Below are 25,414 nucleotides of genomic sequence, written 5' to 3' on the forward strand. Positions count from 1 at the left end.
CGTGTGCGCCAGGCATGGCGCGCAGCGCCTGAGTGGCGCTGTTCCCGAGGGTGGTGCCTCGGGATGACTTGGGGGTGAAAGTCCCCTGTACGCCCGGCAAGGGGAAGTACTAGCCGACGGCAAGGGTGTCTCCCGCGAGGGGGAATCTGAAGGCAGCCCGAGGCAAAACGCTGGCCTGACGAACAGGAAGCGGATATGAGGCGTCATGGCGGGGTGAGATGGCACGCATCATCAAAGCCCAGTACTTGCACGGAACGCCATGATGTAAATCCGACAGGCATAAGCGGGAAGGTCGCGCGTCTTACCCTGGGAGGTCTGGTGGTCTGCCACGGTGCTACCGGCGTCGAGAGGCGACGGGATGGGCCACCAGACGTCAGCAGAGGCCATAGTAAGTGCCGGTTCACCGCGGCACCAAGGGCCGAACATGAAGAACCGCGAGTAGGCGATGACGTCTCGAGGACCGATCATGAAGGCAGAAAGTGGCGCTGATACCGCCCCCCACCCAGAGGGGCAGGGGCGGCACCCCGAGTCCCAGCCGGTGGGCGTCGAGACGGTCCCGGCGTCGTCATCGTGGACGAAAGCGGAGCCCGCCCCGCTCATGGAGGCTGTGGTAGAGAAGGCCAACATGGCGCGGGCTTACCGCAAGGTGGTCGCCAACAAAGGAGCGCCGGGTGCCGATGGCATGACGGTGCACCAGTTGGCCGACCACCTGAAGGAATGCTGGCCAACGCTGCGCGAGCGGTTGCTGGCTGGTGAGTACCACCCCAGCCCGGTCCGAGCCGTCGAGATCCCCAAGCCCAAGGGCGGGACGCGGCAGCTCGGCATTCCCACGGTCACCGACCGGCTGATCCAGCAGGCGCTGCTGCAGGTGCTGACGCCGCTCTTCGATCCGGGTTTCTCCGCATCGAGTTACGGCTACCGCCCCAGACGCAGCGCCCAGCAGGCCGTCTCGGCGATGAAGGTCCACGTTGCTGCCGGCCACCGTTGGGTGGTCGATCTCGACCTGAAGGCCTTCTTCGACAGAGTGAACCACGACCTACTGATGGCGCGGGTCGCGCGCCGCGTCCGCGACAAGCGGGTGCTGCGCCTGATCCGCCGCTATCTGGAAGCTGGGATGTTCCAGGACGGCCTGGCCGCGCCACGCCGGCAGGGAACGCCTCAGGGTGGGCCGCTGAGCCCACTGTTGGCGAATATCCTGCTGGATGACGTGGACAAGGAACTGGAGCGTCGCGGTCACCGCTTCTGCCGCTACGCCGACGACCTGCAAGTGTATGTCAGGAGTCGGCGGGCGGGTGAGCGCGTCATGGCCAGCCTGAGTGATTTTCTCGAGAATTCGCTCAGGCTCACGGTCAATCGCGACAAGAGTGCGGTGGACCGGCCGTGGAACCGGGGGTATCTGGGCTACACGCTGACTCGGCACAGGTTGCCGAAGCTGACGCTGGCCAAGGCCAGCCTGCAGCGCCTGATGCAGCGTGTCCGCGAGATCCTCAAGCGCGGCAGGGGGCGCAACATACGGCGCGTTATTGAAGAGTTGACCCCGGTCCTGCGGGGCTGGGCCAACTACTTCTCCCTCGTCGACGTAAAGCGCCCACTGGAGGCGCTGGATGGTTGGATACGTCGCCGGCTTCGTTGCGTGATCTGGCGGCAATGGAAACGCCCACGGGCCCGGCGCCGCAAGCTCCTGGTGCTGGGTCTGGACGACCAGCGGGCGTGGAAGTCAGCGGGAAATGGGCGAGGCCCTTGGTGGAATGCCGGTGCCTCGCACATGAATCAGGCGCTACCGCGGAAGTGGTTCGACCGTCTGGGCCTGATCTCGGTACTTGATACGGTAAGGTGGCTCAGCCGTTCTTCGCGAACCGCCGTGGTACGGAACCGTATGCCCGGTGGTGTGGGAGGGCTCCGGGGGTGACCCCGGACCCTACCCGATCAGCTCGCCCCTGCAATGGCTACAGGATCGTCGTGTTCACGCAACAATGACGTTTTTGAAATTTTCACCGTCGCTTCCAAGCGCCGACCGGTAGCGAGGCAGGGCTATGCTCTCCGCATAAGACACCGCCTGGAGCGTCGCCATGACCCCCGCCGAACTGCACGATGATGCGATCGTCATCGATGGCCTGATCATCGCCAAATGGAACCGCGACCTGCTCGAGGACATGCGTCGGGGCGGCCTGACCGCGGCCAACTGTACCGTGTCGGTGTGGGAGGGCTTCCAGGCCACGGTCGACAACATCGTCGCGTCCAATGCGCTGATGGCCGAGTGCAGCGAACTGGTGCGCCCGGTACGCACCGCCGCCGACATCACCCGCGCCAAGGAAGAAGGCAAGACCGGCATCATCTACGGCTTCCAGAACGCCCATGCCTTCGAGGACCAGATCGGCTACGTCGAGGTCTTCAAGCAGCTCGGCGTGGGCATCGTGCAGCTGTGCTACAACACCCAGAACCTGGTCGGCACCGGCTGCTACGAACGCGACGGCGGGCTGTCCGGCTTCGGTCGCGAGATCGTCGCCGAGATGAACCGCGTCGGCATCATGTGCGACCTGTCGCATGTCGGCGCCAGGACCTCCGAGGAGGTCATCCTCGAATCGCAAAAGCCGGTCTGCTACTCGCATTGCCTGCCCTCGGGGCTCAAGGAGCATCCGCGCAACAAGTCCGACGCAGAACTCAAGTTCATTGCCGAGCATGGCGGCTTCGTCGGCGTGACCATGTTCACGCCCTTCCTGCGCGCCGGGGTCGACGCCACCATCGACGACTACTGCGAGGCGATCGAGTACGTGATGAACATCGTCGGCGAAGATGCCATCGGCATCGGCACCGACTTCACTCAAGGGCATGACCAGGGGTTCTTCGAGTGGCTGACCCACGACAAGGGCTACGCCCGGCGCCTGACCAACTTCGGCACGATCGTCAACCCGAAAGGCATCCGCACCATCGGTGAATTCCCCAACCTGACCGAGGCGCTGCTCAGGCGCGGGCTTTCCGAGAGTCAGGTGCGCAAGATCATGGGGGAAAACTGGGTGCGTGTCCTGAAGGATGTCTGGGGCGCCTGACAGCGAGCTGCGAGCTACGGGCTACGGGCTACGAGCAAGACTGCTACCGAAGCCCGAAGCCCGAAGCCCGAAGCCCGAAGCCCGAAGCCCGAAGCCCGAAGCCCGAAGCCCGAAGCCCGAAGCCCGAAGCCAACAACAATTTAGCGAGTGACTACCGTGACCAAACTGGCCCCCGAACTGCCCATCGACGTGGATTCGGAAACCGGCGTGTGGACCACCGATGCACTGCCGATGCTCTACGTACCGCGTCATTTCTTCATCAACAATCATCTCGCCGTGGAGGAGGCGCTGGGTGCCGAAAAGTACGCCGAGATCCTCTATCACGCCGGCTACAAGAGCGCCTGGCACTGGTGCGAGAAGGAGGCCGAGCTGCACGGCCTGAGCGGCGTCGAGGTCTTCGAGCACTACATGACGCGGCTGTCGCAGCGTGGCTGGGGCCGGTTCATCACCGAACGGATCGACCTGGAGGCGGGTACGGCGCGGGTGCGCCTGGAACACAGCGCCTTCGTCTATCAGCTCGGCAAGGTCGGCAGAAAGGTCGAGTACATGTTCACCGGCTGGTTCGCCGGTGCCATGGATCAGATCCTCAGCGCCCGGGACAGCGAGTTGCGCACCGTCGCCGAGCAGGTGCAAAGCGCCGCCGAGCCGGGCTGCGACGCGGGCATTTTCGACGTTCGACCGCTGACCGGCCAGCCGGGCTGATAAAGGAGGGAGCGCCATGGCATTCGAAGCCCTATTTCAGCCGATCCAGATCGGCAAGACGACCATCCGCAACCGCGTGGTCAGCACCGCCCATGCCGAGGTCTATGCCACCGACGGCGGGATGACCACCGAGCGCTACGTCAAGTATTACGAAGAGAAGGCCAAGGGCGGCTGTGGCCTGTGCATCTGCGGCGGCTCGTCGATCGTCTCCATCGACAGCCCGCAGGCCTGGTGGAGTTCGGTCAACCTGTCCACCGATCGCATCATTCCGCATTTTCAGAATCTTGCCGATGCGGTACACAAGCACGGCGGCAAGATCATGATCCAGATCACCCACATGGGCCGCCGCTCGCGCTGGGATGGCTTCAACTGGTCGACCTTGCTGTCGCCGTCGGGCATCCGCGAGCCGGTCCACCGCTCAACCTGCAAGACCATCGAGGAAGAGGAGATCTGGCGCATCATCAAAGACTTCGCCCAGGCCGCACGCCGCGCCAAGGAGGGCGGTCTGGACGGTGTCGAGCTGTCCGCCGTGCACCAGCATCTGATCGACCAGTTCTGGAGCCCGCGGGTCAACAAGCGGACCGACGAATGGGGCGGCAGCTTCGAGGGGCGCATGCGCTTCGGCATGGAGGTGCTCAAGGCGGTGCGCGCCGAGGTCGGCGACGATTTCGTGGTCGGCATGCGCATTTGCGGCGACGAATTCCACCCGGACGGCCTGACCCACGACGACATGAAGCAGGTCGCCGCCTACTACGACGCCACCGGGATGGTCGATTTCTTCGGCGTGGTCGGCTCGGGCTGCGACACCCACAATACGCTGGCCAACGTGATTCCCAACATGGCCTATCCGCCCGAGCCGTTCCTGCACCTGGCGGCGGGGATCAAGGACGTGGTCAGCGTGCCGGTGATTCATGCCCAGAACATCAAGGACCCCAACCAGGCAAGCCGCATCCTCGAGGGCGGTTACGTCGACCTGGTGGGCATGACCCGCGCGCATATCGCCGACCCGCACTTCATCGCCAAGATCAAGCTGGGCCAGGTCGATCAGATCAAGCAGTGCGTGGGCGCCAACTACTGCATCGACCGCCAGTACCAGGGGCTCGACGTGCTGTGCATCCAGAATGCCGCGACCTCGCGCGAGTACCTGGGCGTGCCGCACATCATCGACAAGAGCGAAGGCTCCAGGCGCAAGGTGGTGGTGGTCGGCGGCGGCCCCGGCGGGATGGAGGCGGCCCGCGTCAGCGCCGAGCGCGGCCACGACGTCACGCTGTTCGAAGCGGCCGAGCAGCTCGGCGGGCAGATCACCCTGGCCTCGAAGGCCCCGCAGCGCGACCAGATCGCCGGGATTACCCGCTGGTACCAGCTCGAACTGACGCGCCTCGGCGTCGACCTGCGCCTGGGCACTCGCGCCGACGAGGCGACGCTCAAGGACCTGCGCCCGGATATCGTGATCCTCGCCACCGGCGGGCAGCCGTTTCTGTCGCAGGTGCCGGAATGGGGCTACGCGGCGTCGCGCGAGGAGAGCCTGGTGGTCAGCACCTGGGACATTCTCAGCGGTGCCGTGGAGCCGGGCAACAACGTACTCATCTACGACACCATCTGCGAGTTCGCCGGCGTGTCGGCGGCCGACTACCTGGCCGACAAGGGGGCCAAGGTCGAGATCGTCACCGATGACATCAAGCCCGGCGCGGCGGTCGGCGGCACCACCTTCCCGACCTATTACCGCAGCCTCTACGAGAAGGAGGTGATCATGACCTCCGACCTGGCGCTGCACAGGGTGTATCGCGAGGGCGGCTCGCTGGTGGCGGTGCTCGAGAACGAGTACACCGGGGCCCAGGAGGAGCGCGTCGTCGACCAGGTCGTCGTCGAGAACGGCGTGCGCCCCGACGAGTCGCTGTACTACGCGCTCAAGGCCGAGTCGCGCAACAAGGGGCAGACCGATCTCGAGGCGCTCTACGCGATTCAGCCGCAGCCGTGCCTGTCCGAGAGCGGCGAAGGGTTTCTGTTGTTCCGCCTGGGCGACTGCACCGCACCGCGCAATACCCATGCGGCGATCTATGACGCCCTGCGGTTATGCAAAGACTTCTGAAGACGCTGCGCGCCAGAGCCGAGCTTCGAGTAGCGAGCGACGAGCCATCAAGCGTCTCGAAGCCCGTGGCTCGAAGCTCGCAGCCCGGAAACCGAGGTGGCTAATATGCTCGATACTCTCCTGCCGATACTGATCTTTGCCGCCCTGGCGCTGGCGGCGATCGGCGCCGTACGCCGCGTTCGCCTGTGGCGTCAGGGGCGGCCTTCGCCGGTGCCGCTCATGCGGGGCCTGGCGGCAATGCCGAGGCGTTACCTGGTCGATCTGCACCATGTCGTCGCGCGCGACAAGGCGATGTCCAACACCCACGTCGCCACCGCCGGCGGCTTCGTGCTGGCCGCCGTGCTGGCCATCGTCGTGCACGGCTTTGGCCTGGAAAGCGCGATCCTGGCCTGGGCATTGCTCGGTGCCACGGTCTGCATGTTCGTCGGCAGCCTGTTCGTCGCCAGGCGGCGCCGCAATCCGCCGCCGCGGCTGTCGAAGGGACCTTGGATGCGTCTGCCCAAGAGCCTGATCGCCTTCTCGCTGGGCGTATTCCTGGTCACCTTGCCCACGGCCGGCATGCTGCCGGAAGACCTCGGCAGTTGGGTGCTGGCGCTGGTGCTTGCCGGCGTGGTGGCCTGGGGGCTGGCCGAGCTGGTTTTCGGCATGGCCTGGGGCGGGCCGATGAAGCACGCCTTTGCCGGCGCGCTTCACCTGGCCTTTCATCGCCGCCCCGAGCGCTTTTCGGACAAACGCGGCGGCGCAGGACGCTCCACCGGGCTCAAGGCGCTGCGCCTGGAAGACCCCGCGGCGAAGCTGGGCGTCGAGACGCCGGCCGACTTCACCTGGAACCAACTGCTGGGTTTCGACGCCTGCGTGCAGTGCGGACGTTGCGAGGCGGCATGCCCGGCGTTCGCCGCCGGGCAGCCGCTCAACCCCAAGAAACTGATTCAGGACATGGTCGTCGGCATGGCCGGTGGCAGCGACGCCCATTACGCAGGTTCGCCGTACCCTTCACCCGACGGCGGGAGCAAGCCGGTGGGTGAGCATGCCGGCACGCCCCACGGGCCGATCGTGGCGCGTGAAGGAACGACGCTGGTCGATGCCGAGACGCTGTGGTCGTGCACCACCTGCCGCGCCTGCGTCGAGGAGTGTCCGATGATGATCGAGCATGTCGATGCCATCGTCGACATGCGGCGCTTTTTGACCCTCGAGCACGGCAATACCCCCAACAAGGGCGCCGAGGTGCTCGACAACCTGATCGCCACCGACAACCCCGGCGGCTTCGATCCCGGCTCGCGGCTGCATTGGGCGGCGGATCTCGACCTGCCGCTGATGGCCGACAAGCGCGAAGCCGAGGTGCTGTTGTGGCTGGGCGACGGCGTCTTCGACATGCGCAACCAGCGAACGCTGCGCGCGCTGGTATCGGTATTGCGTGCCGCCCGGGTCGATTTCGCCGTGCTTGGCGTTGATGAGCGCGACAGCGGCGACGTGGCGCGTCGGCTGGGCGACGAGGCGACGTTCCAGGCGCTGGCCAGGCGCAACATCGCCACCCTGGCGCAGTATCGTTTCGCACAGATCGTCACCTGCGATCCGCACAGTTTTCATGTGCTCAAGAATGAGTACGGTGAGTTGGGAGGGAACTACGTGGTCTTCCATCACAGCACCTATCTCAACCACCTGCTCGAGAACGGCAAGCTGTCCCTGAAGGCCTGGAGGGGCGGTACCGTCACCTATCACGACCCCTGCTATCTGGGGCGCTACAACGGCGAGTACGAGGCGCCCCGCGAGGTACTCAAGGCACTCGGTATCGAGGTCAAGGAAATGGCCCGCTCCGGCTATCGCTCGCGCTGCTGCGGCGGCGGCGGCGGGGCGCCGATCACCGACATTCCCGGCAAGCAGCGGATTCCCGACATGCGCATGAACGACGTGCGCGAGACCGGCGCCGAATTGGTCGCCGTGGGGTGCCCGCAATGCACGGCGATGCTCGAAGGGGTAGTGGCGCCTGACAGCACGTCGCCAGGCGCTCCAACGAAAGCCGAGATCAAGGATATCGCCGAGCTGGTGGCCGATGCGTTGGTCGAGAACGCCGCGCCAGGCGAATCCTCCGACAAGACCCGCCGCAATGCCGAGGAGGTGGCGCCATGAGCGAGCTTGTCCGTCGCGATCCGCGCAAGGAGTGGATCGCCCGCAACCGCCTGCATCCCGAGCATCTCGCGGTGCTTGCGGAGATGAACGGCGACGTCTCGCCCAGCGAATGGATGGGTCCCAACGGGCTGACGCGGCGCGATCCGCATGCCGTGGGGTTCATCGGTCCCAATGGTCTCAAGCGCATCGATCGCAGCGGCGCGCAGCAGGCCGCCAGCCAATCCGCACGCCGCCAGGCTCAGCCCGGGGACGCGCGTCGCCGCGTCGACATCGAATCCCCCGCCTTCCTGGTCGCCGTGGTGCCCGACATGCCCGGCGGCCGTCTCTCCGCGCACGATCGTGACCTGCTGGGGCTGGCGAGGCAACTGGCCGATGCTGACCCGGACGCGCCCGGGGCGGTGCTGGCCATCGTCTTCGGAGAACGTCAGCAAGGCGAGGGCAGCGGCGAGCTTAAAGCGCAAGGCGAGGGCAACGGCGCGCATGAAACCTCCGTCTTTGGCGAGGCCGGTGTCGACCGCCTGTTGCGGTTGCCGATAGACAGCCGCGCCGGGTATCTGCCCGAAGCGCGCATTGCTGCGCTGCAGGCAGTCGAGCGCGAACTGGCGCCCCGCTACTGGCTGCTGCCCGATTCACCGCTCGGCGGGGGCGATCTGGGCCGGCGGCTGGCCGTGCGGCTGGGTGAGCGCCCGGCGGCGCAGGTCTGGCAGGTCGAGGCGGATACCGCCGGCGAAACTGGATGGCGCTGCACGGCGCGTGGTGCCGCGGGCAACAGCGATATCCTGCGCGCGCTGCCTCGCGTGGTGCTGGCGCTGGCCGAGTGCGCCGAACCGGTCAGCGAGACGCGCCATGCCGCTCAGCCGGTCGCGCTCGCTCAGGCACTGCCCGAGGTACTGGCACGCCTCGAGGATCTGGGCGAGGTCGCCGTCGATCCGGCCAGCGTGGCGTTGGCCGAGGCGGAATTCATCCTGTCCGCCGGTAATGGCGTCAAGGACTGGGATGGCTACCATCACGCCGCGCGGGTGCTCGGCGCGACCGAGGGGGCGTCGCGGGTTGCGGTCGATGACGGGTTCATGGCGAGGGACCGGCAGGTCGGCGCGACCGGCACCTGGGTTTCCGCGCGAGTCTACGTGGCGGTGGGCATCTCGGGCGCCATTCAGCATCTGCAGGGCATCCAGAGCTGCGACAAGGTCGTTGCCATCAACCTCAACCCAGGCTGCGACATGGTCAAGCGCGCCGATCTCTCCGTGATCGGCGATGCCGGCGAGATTCTCGCCGCGCTGGTAGCCCGCGTCGAGCGCTATCGTGAACAGCAGCGGGAGCAACAGCAGGAGAATCGCGATGCCGCGTAATCCCACGTCGTCGAATCACGCCATGCTCGATGTCGCCGTGCTGGTGTCGGTCGGCCGTCACCCGCTGACGGCGCGTACGCGGCGTGCCGACCAGGATGCCCGCGCAGTGGAAATGGCGCTGTCATTGAGTGACGCCGCCGTTCGCCTGATCCATGCCGGCGGCAATGACGCCGACCACCAGGAGGCCCTGCGCGGCTATCTCGGCATGGGGCTTGGCGGGCTCGACCTGATCAAGCAGGCCCCGAATGCCGATGTCGTCCCGGCATTGGCCGAGGCGCTGCGAGACACGCCCCTGCAGCTGGTGCTGACGGGCACGCGAGCCGAGACCGGAGAGAGCTCGGGGCTGGTGCCGTATCTTCTGGCCGAGGCGCTGGGGTGGCCGGTGATCAGTGGGCTTGCCGCGGTGGAAAGCGTCGACCAGGGCATGGCGACGGTGCTGCAAGCACTGCCACGTGGCAAGCGTCGTCGCCTGAGCGTGCGGCTGCCGGCCATCGCGACGGTGGATGCCAGCGCGCCCGCCGCGCGCCAGAGTGCCTTCGGTCCGGCACGCCGCGGTGAGCTCGCCACTCGCGCCTGCGCCGACGTGCCCGATGAGCTGCAAGCCCAGTGGCACGTGCAGCCGGCGCGTAAACGACCCAAGCGGCTCAAGATCGTCAAGGCGACCTCGGCCCGTGACCGTTTCAAGGCGGCAGCGGCCAAGGCGGACAGCGGCAGCGGCCAGTTGCTCAGCGATGTATCGCCGAAGCAGGGCGCCGAGGCGATATTCGCACTGCTCAAGGACGAGGGCGTGCTGCGCTGACAGCCGCCCGGCGACTACAGCAGGCAGAGCGCGATCTCGAGTGCCATGGCGGCGGTTGGCTCGGAAACGAGGAGTCCCGCTCGCTGAGTTGAGTATAGCGGGTAGTTCTTCGGACGACTGCCGAGGCCGTTTTGTACGCGCCGGCCGTGCGAGGCCCGGTTATTACGCGCTCGATTGGGCGTCGGCCTGCTGCTGGCTCAGGTGCTCCATGAAGCGCCGGCGCCATTCAAACAGGCTGTTGCGCCGGAGCATGCCGATCATCTGCTGGTAGCGCTCGCGGCGCTCGTCCAGCGGCATGTTCAGCGCCTGTTCGATGGCGCTGGCGATGGCGTGCACATCGTAGGGGTTGACCAGCAGCGCGCCACTCAATTCGTGGGCGGCGCCGGCCAGCTCGCTGAGTACCAGCACGCCGGGGTCGTCGGGGTCCTGGGCGGCGACGAATTCCTTGCAGACCAGGTTCATGCCGTCGCGCAGCGGGGTCACCAGGCCGACCCGGGCGGAGCGGAACAGGCCGATCAGCGCTTCGCGGGGATAGGTCTTGTTGAGGTAATGCACCGGTACCCAGTCGAGATCGGCGTAGGTGCCGTTGATGTGCCCGGCCATTTCCTCGAGCTGGCGGCGCAACTCGTCGTACTCGGGAATCGCGCTGCGCGAAGGGCTGGCGATCTGCATGAACATCGTCCGCTGGCGGCGATGCTTGAAGTGGGTGAGCAGCGCCTCGAAGGCATTGAAGCGCTGCACCAGGCCCTTGGAGTAGTCGAGCCGGTCGGCGCCGATGATCAGATCGCGCTCGCCGAGATCCTGCTTGAGCTGGCGGGCCTGCTCGTTGGCGCAGGAACGTTCGGCCTCGCCGGCCAGCTCGTCGACGTCGATGCCCACCGGATAGACGCCGGTGCGCACCTGCTTGCCGTTGCATTCGATGGTGTCGCCGAAGACCACGGCGTCGAAGGTCTCGATCACCGCCTGACGGAAGGCGTGCAGGTCGTTGTCGGTCTGGAAGCCGAGCAGGTTGTAATGCAGCAGGTCGTCGAGCAGCTCGCGATAGCCGGGCAGCGCGCGCAGCAGGTCGTAGCTGGGAAACGGGATGTGCAGGAAGAAGCCGATCGGGTCGCTGACGCCTTGCCCGCGCAACGCCTTGCCCAGCGGCAGCAGATGATAGTCGTGGACCCAGATCAGCTCGCCGCCCTCGAGCAACGTGCTCAGCGAGCTGGCGAAACGCTCGTTGACGCGCTGGTAGGCCTTGGCGTAATTCAGCCGGAAGTCCATGGCGCCGAGATTGAAGTGGAACACCGGCCAGACGACTTCGTTGGAGAAGCCGAGGTAATAGTCGTCGTAGTCCTCCTTGGACAGCGGCAGGGTGGCATAGGTGATGTTGTCGTGCTGCACGGTGGTGGGCCGGCTGGTCGACGACTGGCTGACCTTGCCGCCCCAGCCGAACCACAGCCCGCCGTATTCGTTGAGGGCGCCGGTGATCGCCACGGCCAGACCACCGGCCTGGGGCTTGCCGGATTCGGGGATGGATACGCGGTTGGAAATGACGACGAGACGGGTCATACGGCCTCCTCCCAGCTACGACTGAGGTGTAATGCCGAGTTGATCAACCCGACCATGCTGTAGGTCTGCGGGAAGTTGCCCCACAGTTCGTGATTGGCGGTGTCCAGGTCCTCGGAGAGCAGCCCTTGAGGGTTGCGGCAGGCGAGCATGTTCTCGAACAGGCGCCGCGCTTCGTCCTGGCGGCCGATCGCCCAGAGCGCGTCGATGTACCAGAAGGTGCAGATGTTGAAGGCGTTCTCGGGGCGGCCGAAGTCGTCGGCGGCGGCATAGCGGAACAGGTGATCACCGCGGCGCAGTTCGGCCTCGATGGCGCGGACCGTGGAGGCGAAGCGCGGGTCGTCGGCGCGGAGGAAGTCGAGTTCGTGCATCAGCAGCAGGCTGGCGTCCATGGTGTCGCCACCGAAGCTCTCGGTGAAGGCCTGGCGCGACTCGCTCCAGGCCTCGTGGCAGATGACCTCGTGCATGCGGTCGGCCTGCTGGCGCCAGCGGGTCGAGTCCTCGCGCAGTTCGAGCTGGCCGGCGATGCGCGCCAGCCGGTCGCAGGCCGCCCAGCACATGATCGACGAGTAGGTGTGCACGCGGGCGCGGCCGCGATATTCCCAGATGCCGGCGTCGGGCTTGTCGAACAGCCGTGCGGCCTGTTCGCCGAGCAGCGTGAGGCGGCGGAACAGCGCCTCGTCGCCGGGGCGTGCCAGGCGCTCGTCGAAGAACGCCTGGTTGGCCGCCAGCACCACGGCGCCGTAGACGTCGTGCTGGACCTGGCCGTAAGCGGCGTTGCCGGTGCGTACCGGACCCATGCCGCGGTAGCCGGCGAGCCCGGGGACGTCGTACTCCTCGAGCCGCGCTTCACCGCCGATGCCGTAGAGCGGTTGCAGTTCGTGCTCGGCGGCGCCGACCACCAGGTTGATGATGTAGTTGAGGTAATTCTCCATGGTGGCGGTGGCGCCCAGCCGGTTGAGCGCGTGGACCACGAAGTAGGCGTCGCGCAGCCAGCAGTAGCGGTAGTCCCAGTTGCGCTGGCTGTCGGCGGCCTCGGGCACCGAGGTGGTCATCGCGGCGATCACTGCGCCGGTATCCTCGAAGGTGCTCAGCTTGAGGGTGGTCGCCGCGCGGATCACCGCATTCTGCCAGTCGAAGGGAATCGCCAGTCCGCGGACCCATTCCTGCCAGTAGGTGGCGGTCTCGCTATGGAACCGCTGGCACATGGTGGTCACCGATTCGGTGACGCTTTCGTCGGGGCCGAGCAGGAAGTTGAGCTCGCCGTCGAGCACGATCGGCGATTCCTGCAGGACGTAGGTGATCGAGGCGTCGGTGGTCAGGCGGGTGACCCGGTTGCGGCCGATATAGCGAATATGGTGGCTGCCATGCGTGGTATGCGGCGTATGGGCGCCGTATTCGCTGGTCGGGCGCAGCTTGACGCGGATCACCGGGGTGCCTTCGAGGTGCTCGACGCGGCGTACCAGCGCCACTGGACGAAAGGCCCGGCCGAACTGGCGAAAGCGCGGGCAGAAGTCGTTGATGCGGATGCGCCCGCCGTACTTGTCGGTGAGTTCGGTGCACAGGATCGCGGTATTGCGCTGATAGTATTGCCGGGTATCGGCCAGGTCCTGCAGCTCGATCGAAAAGTAGCCGCGATCCTGGGTGTCCATCAGCCGCGAGAAAAACGGGTCGGCGTCGAAGCGTGGCAGGCAGCACCAGACGATGCGGGCCCGGGAATCGATCAGTGCGCCGATCTGGCAGTTGCCGATCAGGCCGAGTTCGAGGGTGTTTTGTTCCGTATCCTGGGACGGGGTCAAGGGTCTTGCGTTGTCAGGCTCTCCAGCCATGTCAGTACCTCCTGTACTGATTCAAGGTAGCAGGTTGCGACAGTCTCATCCCGGCTGCCGACGCGCACGGAATGCCCGCCACGCGCGTTGACGATGCGAAAGGCGTCCTCGTCGGTGACGTCGTCGCCAATGAACACCGGCGTGCGACCCCGGAAGGCCGGTGCTTCGTCGAGTAGCCGGGCAACGGAAGTGCCTTTGTGGTAGCCGCTGGGGCGCAATTCAAGCACGCATTTGCCGGGCACCAGCTCGAAGGTTTCGCCCAGCGCCCGATGCTGGGCTTCGAAGAATGCGCGGCACGCCTCGGCGAGTTCCGGGGCGCCGCGGTAGTGCAGGGTCAGCGAGACGCTCTTGTCCTCGTAGTACAGGCCGGGACGGGCCTCGACGAAGGCCGCCAGGGCATCGCGGCAGGAGGCCAACTGGGCGGGCTGGTCGACCGCCGTGTGGCGCGTGCCGTCGGCGTCGCGCCATTCCAGCCCGTGGATGCCCGCCATCGGCAGGGAAATCGGCGCGAGCAAGTCTTCGAGCTGGTCCAGCGAGCGCCCGCTGATCACCGCCACGGCGCCGTCGAAGGTCTTTTCGAGATTGCCGAGCAGCGTCTTCAGACGCGGCGATACGCGGACATCGTCGGGATGGGCGGCAAGCGATACCAGGGTACCGTCGAAGTCGAGAAACAGCGCCCAGTCGCGGCGCGGCAACGGCAGTTGCGAAGAAGAAAGATACATCGAGGTGGACATGGGGCTGCGCGAACTCGTCTTTGTCAATGGTCGGGTTCATCGGCGTACCTGCTTGGAGAGCCTCAAGCCGGCGCCAGGTGAGCCCCGCTCATGATAGACAAATCAGGGCGTCGGTTGGCAACGCCGGCTACACGCCGGTGTTGCCCGGGCGCGCCCTGTCTCGCAGGCAGCGGGTGGAAGGGGGTAGTGCGGCTCAGTGCTCGGCCTGTTCGAAGCGCTCGGCGGCGCGCAGCGCCTCGTCCTGAGTGGCATGTTCGGAGACGACGTTCTCGTTGTCGGGCTGGCTTTCGTCGATGACCACCCAGGCAGTGATCGTTTCTTTCAGGTCGCTGCTGTCGAAGACCGGTTCGATACGGGCTTGTTTCTGCATCTGTTTATCCTCCGTGATGAAGTCGCCGTGATGGCTTAAAAGCCTTCCCGAGTCAGCTCGCCGGACGGCGGGCGATTGAGTTCGGTACAAGGGCAGTCCGGGTGGACGCAGGGTAGCCCTTCCGGATGACCGGCGGCGCAGCCGGTGCAACAGAACGCCTGGCCCTCGCTGAGCGCGGCATTGTCGCTGGTGACCTCGTTTTCGCAGCCCGTGCAGGCGCAGGTTCCCAATTCGGCCATCGCGTCTCTCCTTGGCGTCGGTCGTGAATGGCCCTGTCAGCGTAGACACGCCGTCGAGCCGCTTGCCAGCCCGGGCTCCTCAGTCGTCGTCCACGGCGGCGGTCTGGAAGGCGCGCTTGTCGTCGGGCAGCCGCACGGTATCGCCCAGCGACAGCTCGCCCAGCGCGTTCATCCGCTCGCCGCTGGCGGCATCGATCAGCGCGACCACGTCGCCGATGCTGGTCGCGTCGCGATAGGCCTCGACGCGAATGCGCACGCTGGCGCCCTTGTAGCGGGCGGTGACGATGCTGCCGGGATGGGGCTCGCCATACTCGTTGGGGTCCTTGGCGTAATGCGAGGCAACGCTGCCGGAGCCGGGATTGTCCCAGTCGACGTGCTTGTGCATGGCGTTCTCCTGTCGATGAGTGTCTCTGTCAGGATAGCGCGCCCCCGGCGAAGACGAAAAAGCCTACCCCGTCCCGCTCATGGCGTCAGTTGTCGACTCGAACAACCTGCAGGGGTTTACACGTTGTCCATGCACCGCCGTATACCGAACGGTCGATCCGACACCTCGGCGGGCGGCGGTGCAAGAGGGGCTTCCAGACCTTTCTACAGGGCTCCCAGCTCCGTCCGCACGAAATCCCGAAACACCCGCACGCGCGCCGGCGCCGCGCGTCCGCTGAGACTGATCGCATAGAGCTTTCCCTCCGAGACATTCCACTCTGGAAGTACCGGCGATAGAGCCCCTGAAGCCACTGCCTTCGCGGCGACCAGATCTGGAATGGGGCCAATCCCGCCCCCGGCCAGTGTCAGACGCAGCACGCTGGCATAGTCGCTGGTCCGAATGACCGGGCGGGCGATGACTTCGTTGGAGCGTCCCCGCCGGTCGGTCAGCCGGAGTTGCGCGGCCCCCGCGAATTCTCGCGAGACCACCCAGTCGTGCGCGGCGAGCGCCGATGGCGCATCGGGAGTGTTTCCGTGAGCCGCGAGGTAAGTCGGCGCGGCATACAGACCGATGCGGAACTGCGCCACCGCCGAGGCCCTGTACCCCATGTCCGGCAAATCGCCCACACTGGCGCGTAGCGCGATATCCACTCGATTGACGGCGAGATCGAGTGGCGCGTCGGTCACCAAGAGTTCGACCGTGATCTGCCGATGTCGGGCGCGAAACCGCACCACAAGCTCGGGCAAGACATCCATCCCGAGATCCACGGGAGCAGTCACCCGCAGGTGCCCGCGCGGCATTTCCTGCGATTGCCGCGCGCCTTCCACCGCATCGTCCAGCCACGCCAAGGCTTCTCTGGCCTTGGCATGGAAAGCCATGCCTTCCTCGGTTGGCGAGACCGCCCGCGGGGTGCGCGCCAATAGTGTGACCCCCAGACGCCGCTCCAGGCGCGAGAGCCGCCGACTGATACTGCCCTTGGTCTCTCGGAGCTGACGGGCCGCGGCCGACACGGTGCCAAATTCTGCGACTGCGCAGAAGGCGCGTAGATCTTCAAGAGCGCCCCCGATAGTTTCCGATTCGTCAACCATGAGTTCCAATCTTGTTGTCTTACACAGATCGGGAAACTACCGCATTCTGCATCCCTGTTCCAACACGACGTGACCGAACCTTACTGATCGAGGAGCTACACGATGACGACTACGATGCTGAACCGCTCTACGCCCGCCACAGGCACACTGGACAAGCTCGGCATGCTGGCTTATCCATTGATACGGGTGACGACGGGGCTGCTGCTCATGCCTCACGGCGCGCAGAAGCTCTTTGGCTGGTTCGGTGGCTACGGCCTCTCCGGCACCGGCGCCTACTTCGGGGACACGCTGGGCATGCAGCCCGGCATTCTGTTCGCGCTGATCGCCGGGCTGATCGAGTTTTTCGGCGGGCTTGCGCTGGTGCTGGGCCTACTGACACGACCAGTGGCTGCGGTGGTCGCCGTCTTCTTGGCGGTTGCGCTGAGCGTCCATGTCCCCAACGGCTTCTTCTGGACCGATGGCGGTATCGAATATCCACTCATGTGGCTCCTCCTCGCAGTGGCGATCGTACTGCGCGGCGGCGGCGAATACTCGCTAGACCGGCGCCTTGGCCTGCGCTTCTAAGCGACCTTAAGAACGTTTCGGAGGATGCTATCCATGACGACGCAAGCTCTACCCACGCTGTTCGTTCCGCACGGGGCCGGTCCCTGTTTTTTCATGACCTGGGAGCCTGCCGATGCCTGGTCGCGCATGGCAGATTGGCTGCGCGCCGTGCCCGAACGGATCGGCACTCGGCCCAAGGCGGTGCTAGTGGTATCGGGGCACTGGGAGGCGCCGGTCTTTACGGTGAATGCGCAGCGCGCGCCGCCGCTCTTGTACGACTACAGCGGCTTTCCGCCGCACACCTATGAGTTGACGTATCCGGTGCCCGGATCGCCTGCGCTCGCCGAGCGGGTGCAGGCACTGCTCGGCGGTGCCGGCTTTACCAGCGAGGCGGAGTCTGCCCGGGGGCTGGACCATGGGGTGTTCATTCCCATGAAAGTGATCTATCCGGCGGCGGACGTGCCCATCGTGCAGCTCTCGCTCAGGCAGGGACTGGAGCCTGCGGAGCATCTGGCCATGGGTCGGGCACTCGCCCCGCTGCGCCGTGAGGGCGTGCTCATCGTCGGCAGCGGCATGAGCTATCACAACATGCGCCGCTTTCGCTTCGACGACTCGACGCTGGATCCGGATTCGGTGCGCTTCGATGAATGGCTGGCCGAGACGGTGGCCTTGCCGGCGCCGGCGCGCGAGCAGCGGTTGAGCGATTGGGCGGCGGCCCCCGGTGGTCGTGCTGCGCATCCGCGCGAGGAGCACTTGCTGCCCCTGCATGTGGTGGCGGGTGCCGCCGGCGTTGATGCCGGCCAGCACGTGTTGCAGGACCGGGTGCTCGGCAGCCTCCAGTCAGCCTTCATGTTCGGCGGTTAACGGCGGCATTCTGCTGTCGCCGCTGCGAGATCAGGACGGGCCTGGGGGCGCTCGAGCGCTTACTTCTTGCTGGCGCGCTTGCGCTCGTTCTCGGTGAGATGCTTCTTGCGCAGGCGAATATGGTTGGGGGTGATCTCGACCAGCTCGTCGTCGTCGAGGAATTCGATCGCCTGCTCGAGGCTGAAGCGTACCGGCGGGGTCAGCACGATATTCTCGTCGTTGCCCGAAGCGCGCATGTTGTCGAGCTTCTTGCCCTTGGTCGGGTTGACCACCATGTCGCTGGCGCGGTTGTTGATGCCCACCAGCATGCCTTCGTAGACCTCGGTGCCATGGTCGATGATCAGCTTGCCGCGCTCCTGCAGGGCGTAGAGCGCATAGGCCAGCGCCTTGCCGGGGACCATCGACACCAGCACGCCGTTGCGACGCTCGATGGAGGCGTCCGGCTTGAGCGGGCCATAATGATCGAAGCGGCTGGTGAGGATGCCGGTGCCGGAGGTCAGGGTCAGGAACTGGCCGCGGAAACCGATCAGCCCGCGCGCGGGGATGATGAAGTCCAGGCGCACGCGGCCCTTGCCGTCGGGGTTCATGTTGGTCAGCTCGCCCTTGCGATAGCCGAGTTCCTCCATCACCGCGCCCTGGTGCTGCTCCTCGCAGTCGATGATCACCTCTTCGTACGGCTCCTGCCTGACGCCGTCGATCTCCTTGATGATCACCTCGGGGCGACCCACGGCCAGCTCGAAGCCTTCGCGGCGCATGCTCTCGATGAGTACCGAAAGGTGCAGCTCGCCGCGCCCGGAGACCTTGAACTTCTCGGGCGATTCGCCCTGCTCGACGCGCAGCGCGACGTTGTGGATCAGCTCCTGCTCGAGGCGATCCTTGATGTTGCGGCTGGTGACGAACTTGCCGTCCTTGCCGGCGAACGGCGAGTCGTTGACCTGGAAGGTCATCGACACGGTGGGTTCGTCCACGGTCAGCGCCGGCAGCGCCTCGACGGCAGCCGGGTCGCACAGCGTGTCGGAGATCGCCAGGTCCTCGATGCCGGTGATGCAGATGATGTCGCCGGCTTCGGCCTGCTCGGTCTGCACCCGCTCGAGGCCCATGTGGGTCATCACCTGGCCGATCTTGCCCTTGCGGGTCGCGCCTTCCTTGGTGATCACGCTGACCTGCTGGTTGGGCTTGACGCTGCCGCGCTTGATGCGGCCCAGCCCGATGACGCCGACGTAGCTGGAGTAGTCGAGCGCCGAGATCTGCATCTGGAAGGGGCCATCGAGTTCGACCTTGGGCGGCTCGACGATGTCGACGATGGACTGGAACATCGGCGCCATGTCGTCGGCCAGCTGGTCCGGCTCGGGACCGGCGATGCCGTTGAGCGCCGAGCAGTAGATGATCGGGAAGTCGAGCTGCTCGTCGGAGGCGCCGAGATTGTCGAACAGGTCGAAGATCTGGTCGATGACCCAGTCGGGGCGCGCGCCGGGGCGGTCGATCTTGTTGACTACGACGATCGGCTTCAAGCCCTGGTCGAAGGCCTTCTGGGTGACGAAGCGGGTCTGCGGCATGGGGCCGTCGACGGCGTCGACCAGCAGCAGCACGGAGTCGACCATCGACATCACGCGCTCGACCTCGCCGCCGAAGTCGGCGTGCCCGGGGGTGTCGACGATGTTGATGTGATAGACCTGCTCGTCGGGGGCCTGCCAGCGGATCGCCGTGTTCTTGGCCAGGATGGTGATGCCGCGTTCCTTTTCCTGGTCGTTGGAGTCCATGATCCGCTCCTGGCCCTCGGCTTTACGATCCAGGGTGCCGGACTGGCTCAGAAGCTTGTCGACCAGGGTGGTTTTGCCGTGGTCGACGTGAGCGATGATGGCTATGTTGCGAAGTTTCTCGATCACGACGGGATCCTGCAGGGAAATAAGGGCCGCATTATAGGGTCAGGCCGTTTCCACTGCTACCTTCGTGAGCCGTGCTTCGCCGCTGGCGGGGCTTACAGCTGACCCAGCAGATGATCGAACAGGCGTCCCGGGCTCCCGGCGAGATGCTGGTTGACGGCGATCCGCGGCAGCGCCAGGGGGTTGTCGTGACGGCCCAGCCAGCCGCCCTGACCGGCCAGGGCCAGCGAGACCCCGCAGCGATTGACCAGTTGCTGGACGCGCGGCGAGGGCTGGCTGTCCGGGTAGGCGAAGGCCGCCAGCGGCTCGCGGCACAGCCGGGCCAGTGCCTGGCGCGAGTGGCGCACCTGCCAGCGTATGGCGTCGTCGTCCTGGGTTTCGAGGGCACGCATGCCGACGCCGCGGGCGCCGAAGCGGATCAACCCGTCCCTTTCGAGCCGCCGAACGCTGAACGCATCGAGCCCTTGGCGAGGCTGGCCGAGCTCGCCGTGCAGGGCGTCGCCGATGGCCTCGAGGGTGCATGGATCATGCTGGGCGAGTTCCAGCAGGTAGCCCAGCAGGGCCCGGCTGTAGGCCGTGTCGGGGTGTTTGGGGGGCATGGGCGGCAACGGCAGCCCGGCATCGCCCAGCGCATCGCGAATCCGTGTCGGATGCTGGCGTTGCCACAGGCCTTCGCCGAGGGTCTCGCGCCAGGCGCCGTGCGGCCGGTGCAGCCAGCCGGTATTGATGAAGATGCTGGCGGGGATCGCGTAATGCTCGAGCAGCGGCGCGGCGACGTCGAGGGTGTCGCGCCAGCCGCCGTCGAAAGTCAGGCTGATGCACGCCTGAGGGTCGTGGTGGGGCTTGAGGGCGGTATCCAGGCAGACCAGTCGCGACAGCTCGCTGAGCGTCAGCAGCAGCCGCTCGAAGCGCTCGGGGCCGAGGCACCAGGGGGCGCGATGCGGCAGGCGGGCTTCGCCCTCGCCGGGCAATACCCGCGGCAGGGCGATGAGTGCGCTACGTCCCCATAGCGGCTCGCTCAGGCTGCGCCGCCAGTGGCCGCGCAGTCGGTACGCCAGATCCTGAGCCAGGGACAGCGCCAGCCCGGTCATCGTCCGGCTCCAACCGCTAACGCGCTACGACCAAGCATGCTGCTTTACTCCTTGTGCCCCACCGGCACAGCACATACCAGTAACCGACATTTTACCGCCAACCACACGCCAGTACTAACTCACCGATCGTCGGCACTCCTCGGGCCGGCATTGCAGCACCCGGGCATGGCAGGCTTGCAGGCGGCCCAGCAGGTCGCGCTCGGCTCGGCCTTCGAGTTCAGGGTCGAAGCCGCCGAGACGTTCGAACCAGACCCGCTGTACGGCGAATACCTGGGTATGGAGTCGGGCCCGGCCGATGCGCGAGAGCCAGGCGGAGACGGACCGGCGCTCGGCGACCAGAACCAGCGCGTCCCAGGCCTGGAGACGCAGCGCCTGGTCGATCTCGTGCAGCCAGGTGTCCGAGAGCTCGCTGGGCGACTCGATGAACACCAGTACGTCGCCATGACTGCAATTGGCGGCGGCATTGAGCCGCGCGCCGCGGGCCATGCCCGACAACGTCAAGGTCCGGGCACCGTAACGCTCCGCCAGCTTGCCCAGGGAGAGACGCGGGCGGTCGACGATGAACCAGCGTTCGACCTCACCATCGAGCCGCTCGGCCAGCTTTTCCAAGGCGGCCAGGCAGCGTTCTGCGCGGCTGTAGCCTCGTCGAAAATCAATGACCACACTGTATGTATTCATGAGCCTGGTGACCTGGAATCCGAAGGGCCCGGTTACCGTGACGCTTGCATAGGCCGTCCGGTGCCACGATGTGCAACGCATTATTGCCAATTCATCGCAATTGCCAATGTCTCGCAGGTCTCTATTCTCTCCCCTTGTCTACTGCGATAGTTATGTAAAGAAGAGTAGCTCTGAGTTTCCAGACGTTTCAATTGGCCGGCTGGCTGATTTTGTGAGCTCTCATGGTTGGTTTTCATCGAGTGCGCAAGGTTGAGGCGCTTAACCCGGCGGCGCGTTTCTGATAACTGGCGGGCGGATCAGTCTGTGCGTCGCCGCTGTGAACCGGAATGGTGCATGAAAGGAGGTTTGCGCTCAATCATGGTGCATTGGCGGAAGCCCTGCACCGCCATGATGCGACATCGGCCATTCGGGGCGCCCTCAAAGGCCTTCGTCCGGGGGCGCTTTCTTCACTATATTCATTGGTCTGGCCAGGATTCGCGATTGTTGTTGCGCCATTTTGGCACGGCTTCTGCATTCGTTTTTGTCAGAAATGGCATGCATGGGCAATCCGCGCCCCGACGTGCTAAAACGACGCTGGACACGCAAGCCAATGGCTCATCTATGGAGGACACCATGTCTGAGAAGACTCTAGCCCTGATCGAAGAACACGACGTCAAGTGGGTCGACCTGCGCTTTACCGACACCAAGGGCAAGGAGCAACACGTCACGATTCCGGCCAGTGCGGTCGATGATGAGTTCTTCGAGGACGGTCAGATGTTCGACGGCTCTTCCATCGAAGGCTGGAAGGGCATCAATGAATCCGACATGATCCTGCGCCCCGAAGACGGCACCGGCTTCCTCGATCCGTTCACCGAAGACGCGACCCTGGTGCTGCGTTGCGACATCATCGAACCGTCGACCATGCAGGGTTACGAGCGCGATCCGCGCTCCATCGCCAAGCGCGCGGAAGCCTATCTGGGCTCCACCGGCCTGGGCGATACCGCCTTCTTCGGCCCCGAGCCGGAATTCTTCATCTTCGACGAGGTGCACTGGAAGGCCGACATCGAAGGCGCCATGTACAAGATCACGTCCGAGGAGGGCGCCTGGTCGACCGATCGCAAGATCGAAGGCGGCAACCTGGCGCACCGTCCGCGGGTCAAGGGCGGCTACTTCCCGGTCCCGCCGGTGGATAGCTTCCACGACATACGCAGCGCGATGTGCAACACCCTCGAGGCGATCGGCCAGAGCGTCGAAGTGCATCACCACGAAGTGGCCAACGCCGGCCAGAACGAGATCGGCGTCAAGTTCAACACCCTGGTCAAGAAGGCCGACGAGGTCCAGGAACTCAAGTACGTGGTCCATAACGTGGCCCATGCCTATGGCAAGACCGCGACCTTCATGCCCAAGCCGCTGGTCGGCGACAACGGCTCCGGCATGCATGTTCACTCCTCCTTCTGGAAGAATGGCGAGAACCAGTTCGCCGGCGACGAATACGCCGGGCTCTCCGAGACGGCGCTGTACTACATCGGCGGCATCATCAAGCATGCGCGGGCGCTGAACGCCTTCACCAACGCTTCGACCAACTCCTACAAGCGGTTGGTGCCGGGCTTCGAGGCGCCGGTCATGCTCGCCTACAGTGCGCGCAACCGCAGTGCATCGATCCGCATTCCGTACACCGCCAGCCCCAAGGGCAAGCGCGTCGAGTGCCGCTTTCCCGACCCTACCGCCAACCCGTACCTGGCGTTCGCGGCGATGCTGATGGCCGGCATCGACGGGGTGAAAAACAAGATCCATCCTGGCGACGCGATGGACAAGAACCTGTACGACCTGCCGCCGGAAGAGGGCAAGTCGGTGCCGACCGTGGCCAGCAGCCTGGAGCAGGCGCTGGAAGCGCTCGACAAGGACCGCGCGTTCCTGACCGAGGGCGGGGTGTTCACCGACGACACGATCGATGCCTACATCGCGCTCAAGGGCGAGGACGTCGAGCGCCTGCGCATGACCACCCACCCGGTGGAGTTCGATCTCTACTACAGCTGCTGAGCGGCCGAGCGACACCGATCGCCGGATCATCGAGGCCCGCCTTTCTGGCGGGCCTTTTTGCATGTGCGCCAGGCATGGCGCGCAGCGCCTGAGTGGCGCTGTTCCCGAGGGTGGTGCCTCGGGATGACTTGGGGGTGAAAGTCCCCTGTACGCCCGGCAAGGGGAAGTACTAGCCGACGGCAAGGGTGTCTCCCGCGAGGGGGAATCTGAAGGCAGCCCGAGGCAAAACGCTGGCCTGACGAACAGGAAGCGGATATGAGGCGTCATGGCGGGGTGAGATGGCACGCATCATCAAAGCCCAGTACTTGCACGGAACGCCATGATGTAAATCCGACAGGCATAAGCGGGAAGGTCGCGCGTCTTACCCTGGGAGGTCTGGTGGTCTGCCACGGTGCTACCGGCGTCGAGAGGCGACGGGATGGGCCACCAGACGTCAGCAGAGGCCATAGTAAGTGCCGGTTCACCGCGGCACCAAGGGCCGAACATGAAGAACCGCGAGTAGGCGATGACGTCTCGAGGACCGATCATGAAGGCAGAAAGTGGCGCTGATACCGCCCCCCACCCAGAGGGGCAGGGGCGGCACCCCGAGTCCCAGCCGGTGGGCGTCGAGACGGTCCCGGCGTCGTCATCGTGGACGAAAGCGGAGCCCGCCCCGCTCATGGAGGCTGTGGTAGAGAAGGCCAACATGGCGCGGGCTTACCGCAAGGTGGTCGCCAACAAAGGAGCGCCGGGTGCCGATGGCATGACGGTGCACCAGTTGGCCGACCACCTGAAGGAATGCTGGCCAACGCTGCGCGAGCGGTTGCTGGCTGGTGAGTACCACCCCAGCCCGGTCCGAGCCGTCGAGATCCCCAAGCCCAAGGGCGGGACGCGGCAGCTCGGCATTCCCACGGTCACCGACCGGCTGATCCAGCAGGCGCTGCTGCAGGTGCTGACGCCGCTCTTCGATCCGGGTTTCTCCGCATCGAGTTACGGCTACCGCCCCAGACGCAGCGCCCAGCAGGCCGTCTCGGCGATGAAGGTCCACGTTGCTGCCGGCCACCGTTGGGTGGTCGATCTCGACCTGAAGGCCTTCTTCGACAGAGTGAACCACGACCTACTGATGGCGCGGGTCGCGCGCCGCGTCCGCGACAAGCGGGTGCTGCGCCTGATCCGCCGCTATCTGGAAGCTGGGATGTTCCAGGACGGCCTGGCCGCGCCACGCCGGCAGGGAACGCCTCAGGGTGGGCCGCTGAGCCCACTGTTGGCGAATATCCTGCTGGATGACGTGGACAAGGAACTGGAGCGTCGCGGTCACCGCTTCTGCCGCTACGCCGACGACCTGCAAGTGTATGTCAGGAGTCGGCGGGCGGGTGAGCGCGTCATGGCCAGCCTGAGTGATTTTCTCGAGAATTCGCTCAGGCTCACGGTCAATCGCGACAAGAGTGCGGTGGACCGGCCGTGGAACCGGGGGTATCTGGGCTACACGCTGACTCGGCACAGGTTGCCGAAGCTGACGCTGGCCAAGGCCAGCCTGCAGCGCCTGATGCAGCGTGTCCGCGAGATCCTCAAGCGCGGCAGGGGGCGCAACATACGGCGCGTTATTGAAGAGTTGACCCCGGTCCTGCGGGGCTGGGCCAACTACTTCTCCCTCGTCGACGTAAAGCGCCCACTGGAGGCGCTGGATGGTTGGATACGTCGCCGGCTTCGTTGCGTGATCTGGCGGCAATGGAAACGCCCACGGGCCCGGCGCCGCAAGCTCCTGGTGCTGGGTCTGGACGACCAGCGGGCGTGGAAGTCAGCGGGAAATGGGCGAGGCCCTTGGTGGAATGCCGGTGCCTCGCACATGAATCAGGCGCTACCGCGGAAGTGGTTCGACCGTCTGGGCCTGATCTCGGTACTTGATACGGTAAGGTGGCTCAGCCGTTCTTCGCGAACCGCCGTGGTACGGAACCGTATGCCCGGTGGTGTGGGAGGGCTCCGGGGGTGACCCCGGACCCTACCCGATT

At 65.7% G+C, this 25,414-nt stretch carries 21 protein-coding genes and 1 pseudogene; 11 read left to right on the forward strand and 11 right to left on the reverse strand.

What is annotated here, in order from left to right:
* The first annotated feature begins 466 nt into the window (after positions 1-466).
* The 7 genes from ltrA (K7I12_RS15495) to etfB all read left to right on the forward strand — a co-directional run bounded on the left by ltrA (K7I12_RS15495) (position 467) and on the right by etfB (position 10,113).
* Positions 467-1,909: a group II intron reverse transcriptase/maturase gene (gene ltrA / locus K7I12_RS15495; RefSeq protein ID WP_231664630.1), complete on the forward strand. Its 1,443-nt coding sequence runs from the start codon at positions 467-469 to the stop codon at positions 1,907-1,909.
* A gap of 160 nt (positions 1,910-2,069) precedes the next feature.
* Positions 2,070-3,047 carry a dipeptidase gene (locus tag K7I12_RS15500; protein ID WP_031385200.1) on the forward strand — a complete coding sequence of 326 codons (978 nt, stop codon included), beginning with the start codon at positions 2,070-2,072 and terminating at the stop codon, positions 3,045-3,047.
* Between the two features lie 156 nt (positions 3,048-3,203).
* A complete protein-coding gene (locus K7I12_RS15505; RefSeq protein ID WP_031385201.1) occupies positions 3,204-3,749 on the forward strand; it encodes a 4-vinyl reductase in 546 nt (181 codons plus the stop codon).
* A gap of 16 nt (positions 3,750-3,765) precedes the next feature.
* A complete protein-coding gene (dgcA, locus tag K7I12_RS15510; protein WP_231664631.1) occupies positions 3,766-5,838 on the forward strand; it encodes a dimethylglycine demethylation protein DgcA in 2,073 nt (690 codons plus the stop codon).
* Between the two features lie 105 nt (positions 5,839-5,943).
* Entirely contained in the window at positions 5,944-7,965 is a 2,022-nt protein-coding gene (locus K7I12_RS15515) for a (Fe-S)-binding protein (RefSeq protein WP_231664632.1), read from the forward strand.
* Positions 7,962-9,314: an electron transfer flavoprotein subunit alpha/FixB family protein gene (locus K7I12_RS15520; protein WP_031385204.1), complete on the forward strand. Its 1,353-nt coding sequence runs from the start codon at positions 7,962-7,964 to the stop codon at positions 9,312-9,314. The genes K7I12_RS15515 and K7I12_RS15520 overlap by 4 nt, the downstream gene beginning before the upstream one ends.
* Positions 9,304-10,113: an electron transfer flavoprotein subunit beta gene (etfB, locus tag K7I12_RS15525; protein ID WP_031385205.1), complete on the forward strand. Its 810-nt coding sequence runs from the start codon at positions 9,304-9,306 to the stop codon at positions 10,111-10,113. Before K7I12_RS15520 ends, etfB begins: the two co-directional genes overlap by 11 nt.
* 162 nt (positions 10,114-10,275) lie before the next feature.
* Here the strand turns inward: etfB and K7I12_RS15530 are convergent, their stop codons facing one another.
* The 8 genes and pseudogenes from K7I12_RS15530 to K7I12_RS15565 all read right to left on the reverse strand — a co-directional run.
* Complete coding sequence (locus tag K7I12_RS15530) at positions 10,276-11,667, reverse strand: alpha,alpha-trehalose-phosphate synthase (UDP-forming) (protein WP_031385206.1); 1,392 nt, start codon at positions 11,665-11,667, stop codon at positions 10,276-10,278.
* The gene (locus K7I12_RS15535) at positions 11,664-13,493 is read right to left on the reverse strand and encodes a glycoside hydrolase family 15 protein (RefSeq protein ID WP_231664633.1); all 1,830 of its coding nucleotides are present in this window, start codon (positions 13,491-13,493) and stop codon (positions 11,664-11,666) included. The genes K7I12_RS15530 and K7I12_RS15535 overlap by 4 nt, the downstream gene beginning before the upstream one ends.
* Positions 13,460-14,227 carry a trehalose-phosphatase gene (gene otsB, locus K7I12_RS15540; RefSeq protein WP_051907573.1) on the reverse strand — a complete coding sequence of 256 codons (768 nt, stop codon included), beginning with the start codon at positions 14,225-14,227 and terminating at the stop codon, positions 13,460-13,462. The genes K7I12_RS15535 and otsB overlap by 34 nt, the downstream gene beginning before the upstream one ends.
* A gap of 193 nt (positions 14,228-14,420) precedes the next feature.
* A complete protein-coding gene (locus K7I12_RS15545) occupies positions 14,421-14,597 on the reverse strand; it encodes a hypothetical protein (protein ID WP_201448212.1) in 177 nt (58 codons plus the stop codon).
* A 35-nt stretch (positions 14,598-14,632) separates the two neighbouring features.
* Positions 14,633-14,836, reverse strand: a complete 204-nt coding sequence (locus K7I12_RS15550; RefSeq protein ID WP_035575414.1) for a hypothetical protein — start codon at positions 14,834-14,836, stop codon at positions 14,633-14,635.
* A gap of 79 nt (positions 14,837-14,915) precedes the next feature.
* Positions 14,916-15,221, reverse strand: coding sequence for a hypothetical protein (locus tag K7I12_RS15555; RefSeq protein ID WP_231664634.1), 306 nt, complete (start codon positions 15,219-15,221; stop codon positions 14,916-14,918).
* A 203-nt stretch (positions 15,222-15,424) separates the two neighbouring features.
* Entirely contained in the window at positions 15,425-16,138 is a 714-nt protein-coding gene (locus tag K7I12_RS15560; protein WP_231664637.1) for a substrate binding domain-containing protein, read from the reverse strand.
* Positions 16,139-16,150: 12 nt separating this feature from the next.
* Positions 16,151-16,348, reverse strand: a pseudogene (locus tag K7I12_RS15565) (helix-turn-helix domain-containing protein); the annotation flags it as partial.
* 102 nt (positions 16,349-16,450) lie between these two features.
* Between K7I12_RS15565 and K7I12_RS15570 the strand changes: the two are divergent.
* The gene (locus K7I12_RS15570) at positions 16,451-16,912 is read left to right on the forward strand and encodes a DoxX family protein (protein ID WP_331460598.1); all 462 of its coding nucleotides are present in this window, start codon (positions 16,451-16,453) and stop codon (positions 16,910-16,912) included.
* 33 nt (positions 16,913-16,945) lie between these two features.
* A complete protein-coding gene (locus K7I12_RS15575) occupies positions 16,946-17,755 on the forward strand; it encodes a DODA-type extradiol aromatic ring-opening family dioxygenase (RefSeq protein WP_231664635.1) in 810 nt (269 codons plus the stop codon).
* Positions 17,756-17,814: 59 nt separating this feature from the next.
* Here K7I12_RS15575 and typA read toward each other — a convergent pair whose 3' ends face one another.
* The 3 genes from typA to K7I12_RS15590 all read right to left on the reverse strand — a co-directional run bounded on the left by typA (position 17,815) and on the right by K7I12_RS15590 (position 21,407).
* Entirely contained in the window at positions 17,815-19,641 is a 1,827-nt protein-coding gene (typA, locus tag K7I12_RS15580; protein WP_231664636.1) for a translational GTPase TypA, read from the reverse strand.
* Positions 19,642-19,733: 92 nt separating this feature from the next.
* On the reverse strand, positions 19,734-20,729 hold the full coding sequence (locus K7I12_RS15585) for a polysaccharide deacetylase family protein (protein ID WP_031385214.1): 996 nt from the start codon (positions 20,727-20,729) through the stop codon (positions 19,734-19,736).
* Between the two features lie 114 nt (positions 20,730-20,843).
* Positions 20,844-21,407 carry a hypothetical protein gene (locus K7I12_RS15590; protein ID WP_150113134.1) on the reverse strand — a complete coding sequence of 188 codons (564 nt, stop codon included), beginning with the start codon at positions 21,405-21,407 and terminating at the stop codon, positions 20,844-20,846.
* 612 nt (positions 21,408-22,019) lie between these two features.
* On the opposite strand from K7I12_RS15590, the gene glnA reads away from it, so the two are divergent.
* Both glnA and ltrA (K7I12_RS15600) read left to right on the forward strand, forming a co-directional pair.
* Entirely contained in the window at positions 22,020-23,426 is a 1,407-nt protein-coding gene (glnA, locus tag K7I12_RS15595) for a glutamate--ammonia ligase (RefSeq protein WP_031385216.1), read from the forward strand.
* Between the two features lie 526 nt (positions 23,427-23,952).
* Positions 23,953-25,395 (forward strand): group II intron reverse transcriptase/maturase, encoded by a 1,443-nt coding sequence (gene ltrA, locus K7I12_RS15600; protein WP_231664630.1) that lies wholly within the window; start codon positions 23,953-23,955, stop codon positions 25,393-25,395.
* Positions 25,396-25,414 lie beyond the last annotated feature (19 nt).

The organism is Halomonas sp. IOP_31, from assembly GCF_021151495.1.
GTDB classification, from domain to species: domain Bacteria; phylum Pseudomonadota; class Gammaproteobacteria; order Pseudomonadales; family Halomonadaceae; genus Modicisalibacter; species Modicisalibacter zincidurans.

Bases quoted from the DNA above. Each gene is read 5' to 3' on its own strand.
- ltrA (WP_231664630.1), top strand. From the start codon at position 467: ATGAAGGCAGAAAGTGGCGCTGATACCGCCCCCCACCCAGAGGGGCAG.
- K7I12_RS15500 (WP_031385200.1), top strand. From the start codon at position 2,070: ATGACCCCCGCCGAACTGCACGATGATGCGATCGTCATCGATGGCCTG.
- dgcA (WP_231664631.1), top strand. From the start codon at position 3,766: ATGGCATTCGAAGCCCTATTTCAGCCGATCCAGATCGGCAAGACGACC.
- K7I12_RS15515 (WP_231664632.1), top strand. From the start codon at position 5,944: ATGCTCGATACTCTCCTGCCGATACTGATCTTTGCCGCCCTGGCGCTG.
- K7I12_RS15520 (WP_031385204.1), top strand. From the start codon at position 7,962: ATGAGCGAGCTTGTCCGTCGCGATCCGCGCAAGGAGTGGATCGCCCGC.
- etfB (WP_031385205.1), top strand. From the start codon at position 9,304: ATGCCGCGTAATCCCACGTCGTCGAATCACGCCATGCTCGATGTCGCC.
- K7I12_RS15530 (WP_031385206.1), bottom strand. From the start codon at position 11,667: ATGACCCGTCTCGTCGTCATTTCCAACCGCGTATCCATCCCCGAATCC.
- K7I12_RS15535 (WP_231664633.1), bottom strand. From the start codon at position 13,493: ATGGCTGGAGAGCCTGACAACGCAAGACCCTTGACCCCGTCCCAGGAT.
- otsB (WP_051907573.1), bottom strand. From the start codon at position 14,227: ATGTCCACCTCGATGTATCTTTCTTCTTCGCAACTGCCGTTGCCGCGC.
- K7I12_RS15545 (WP_201448212.1), bottom strand. From the start codon at position 14,597: ATGCAGAAACAAGCCCGTATCGAACCGGTCTTCGACAGCAGCGACCTG.
- K7I12_RS15550 (WP_035575414.1), bottom strand. From the start codon at position 14,836: ATGGCCGAATTGGGAACCTGCGCCTGCACGGGCTGCGAAAACGAGGTC.
- K7I12_RS15555 (WP_231664634.1), bottom strand. From the start codon at position 15,221: ATGCACAAGCACGTCGACTGGGACAATCCCGGCTCCGGCAGCGTTGCC.
- K7I12_RS15560 (WP_231664637.1), bottom strand. From the start codon at position 16,138: ATGGCTTTCCATGCCAAGGCCAGAGAAGCCTTGGCGTGGCTGGACGAT.
- K7I12_RS15570 (WP_331460598.1), top strand. From the start codon at position 16,451: ATGACGACTACGATGCTGAACCGCTCTACGCCCGCCACAGGCACACTG.
- K7I12_RS15575 (WP_231664635.1), top strand. From the start codon at position 16,946: ATGACGACGCAAGCTCTACCCACGCTGTTCGTTCCGCACGGGGCCGGT.
- K7I12_RS15585 (WP_031385214.1), bottom strand. From the start codon at position 20,729: ATGACCGGGCTGGCGCTGTCCCTGGCTCAGGATCTGGCGTACCGACTG.
- K7I12_RS15590 (WP_150113134.1), bottom strand. From the start codon at position 21,407: ATGAATACATACAGTGTGGTCATTGATTTTCGACGAGGCTACAGCCGC.
- glnA (WP_031385216.1), top strand. From the start codon at position 22,020: ATGTCTGAGAAGACTCTAGCCCTGATCGAAGAACACGACGTCAAGTGG.
- ltrA (WP_231664630.1), top strand. From the start codon at position 23,953: ATGAAGGCAGAAAGTGGCGCTGATACCGCCCCCCACCCAGAGGGGCAG.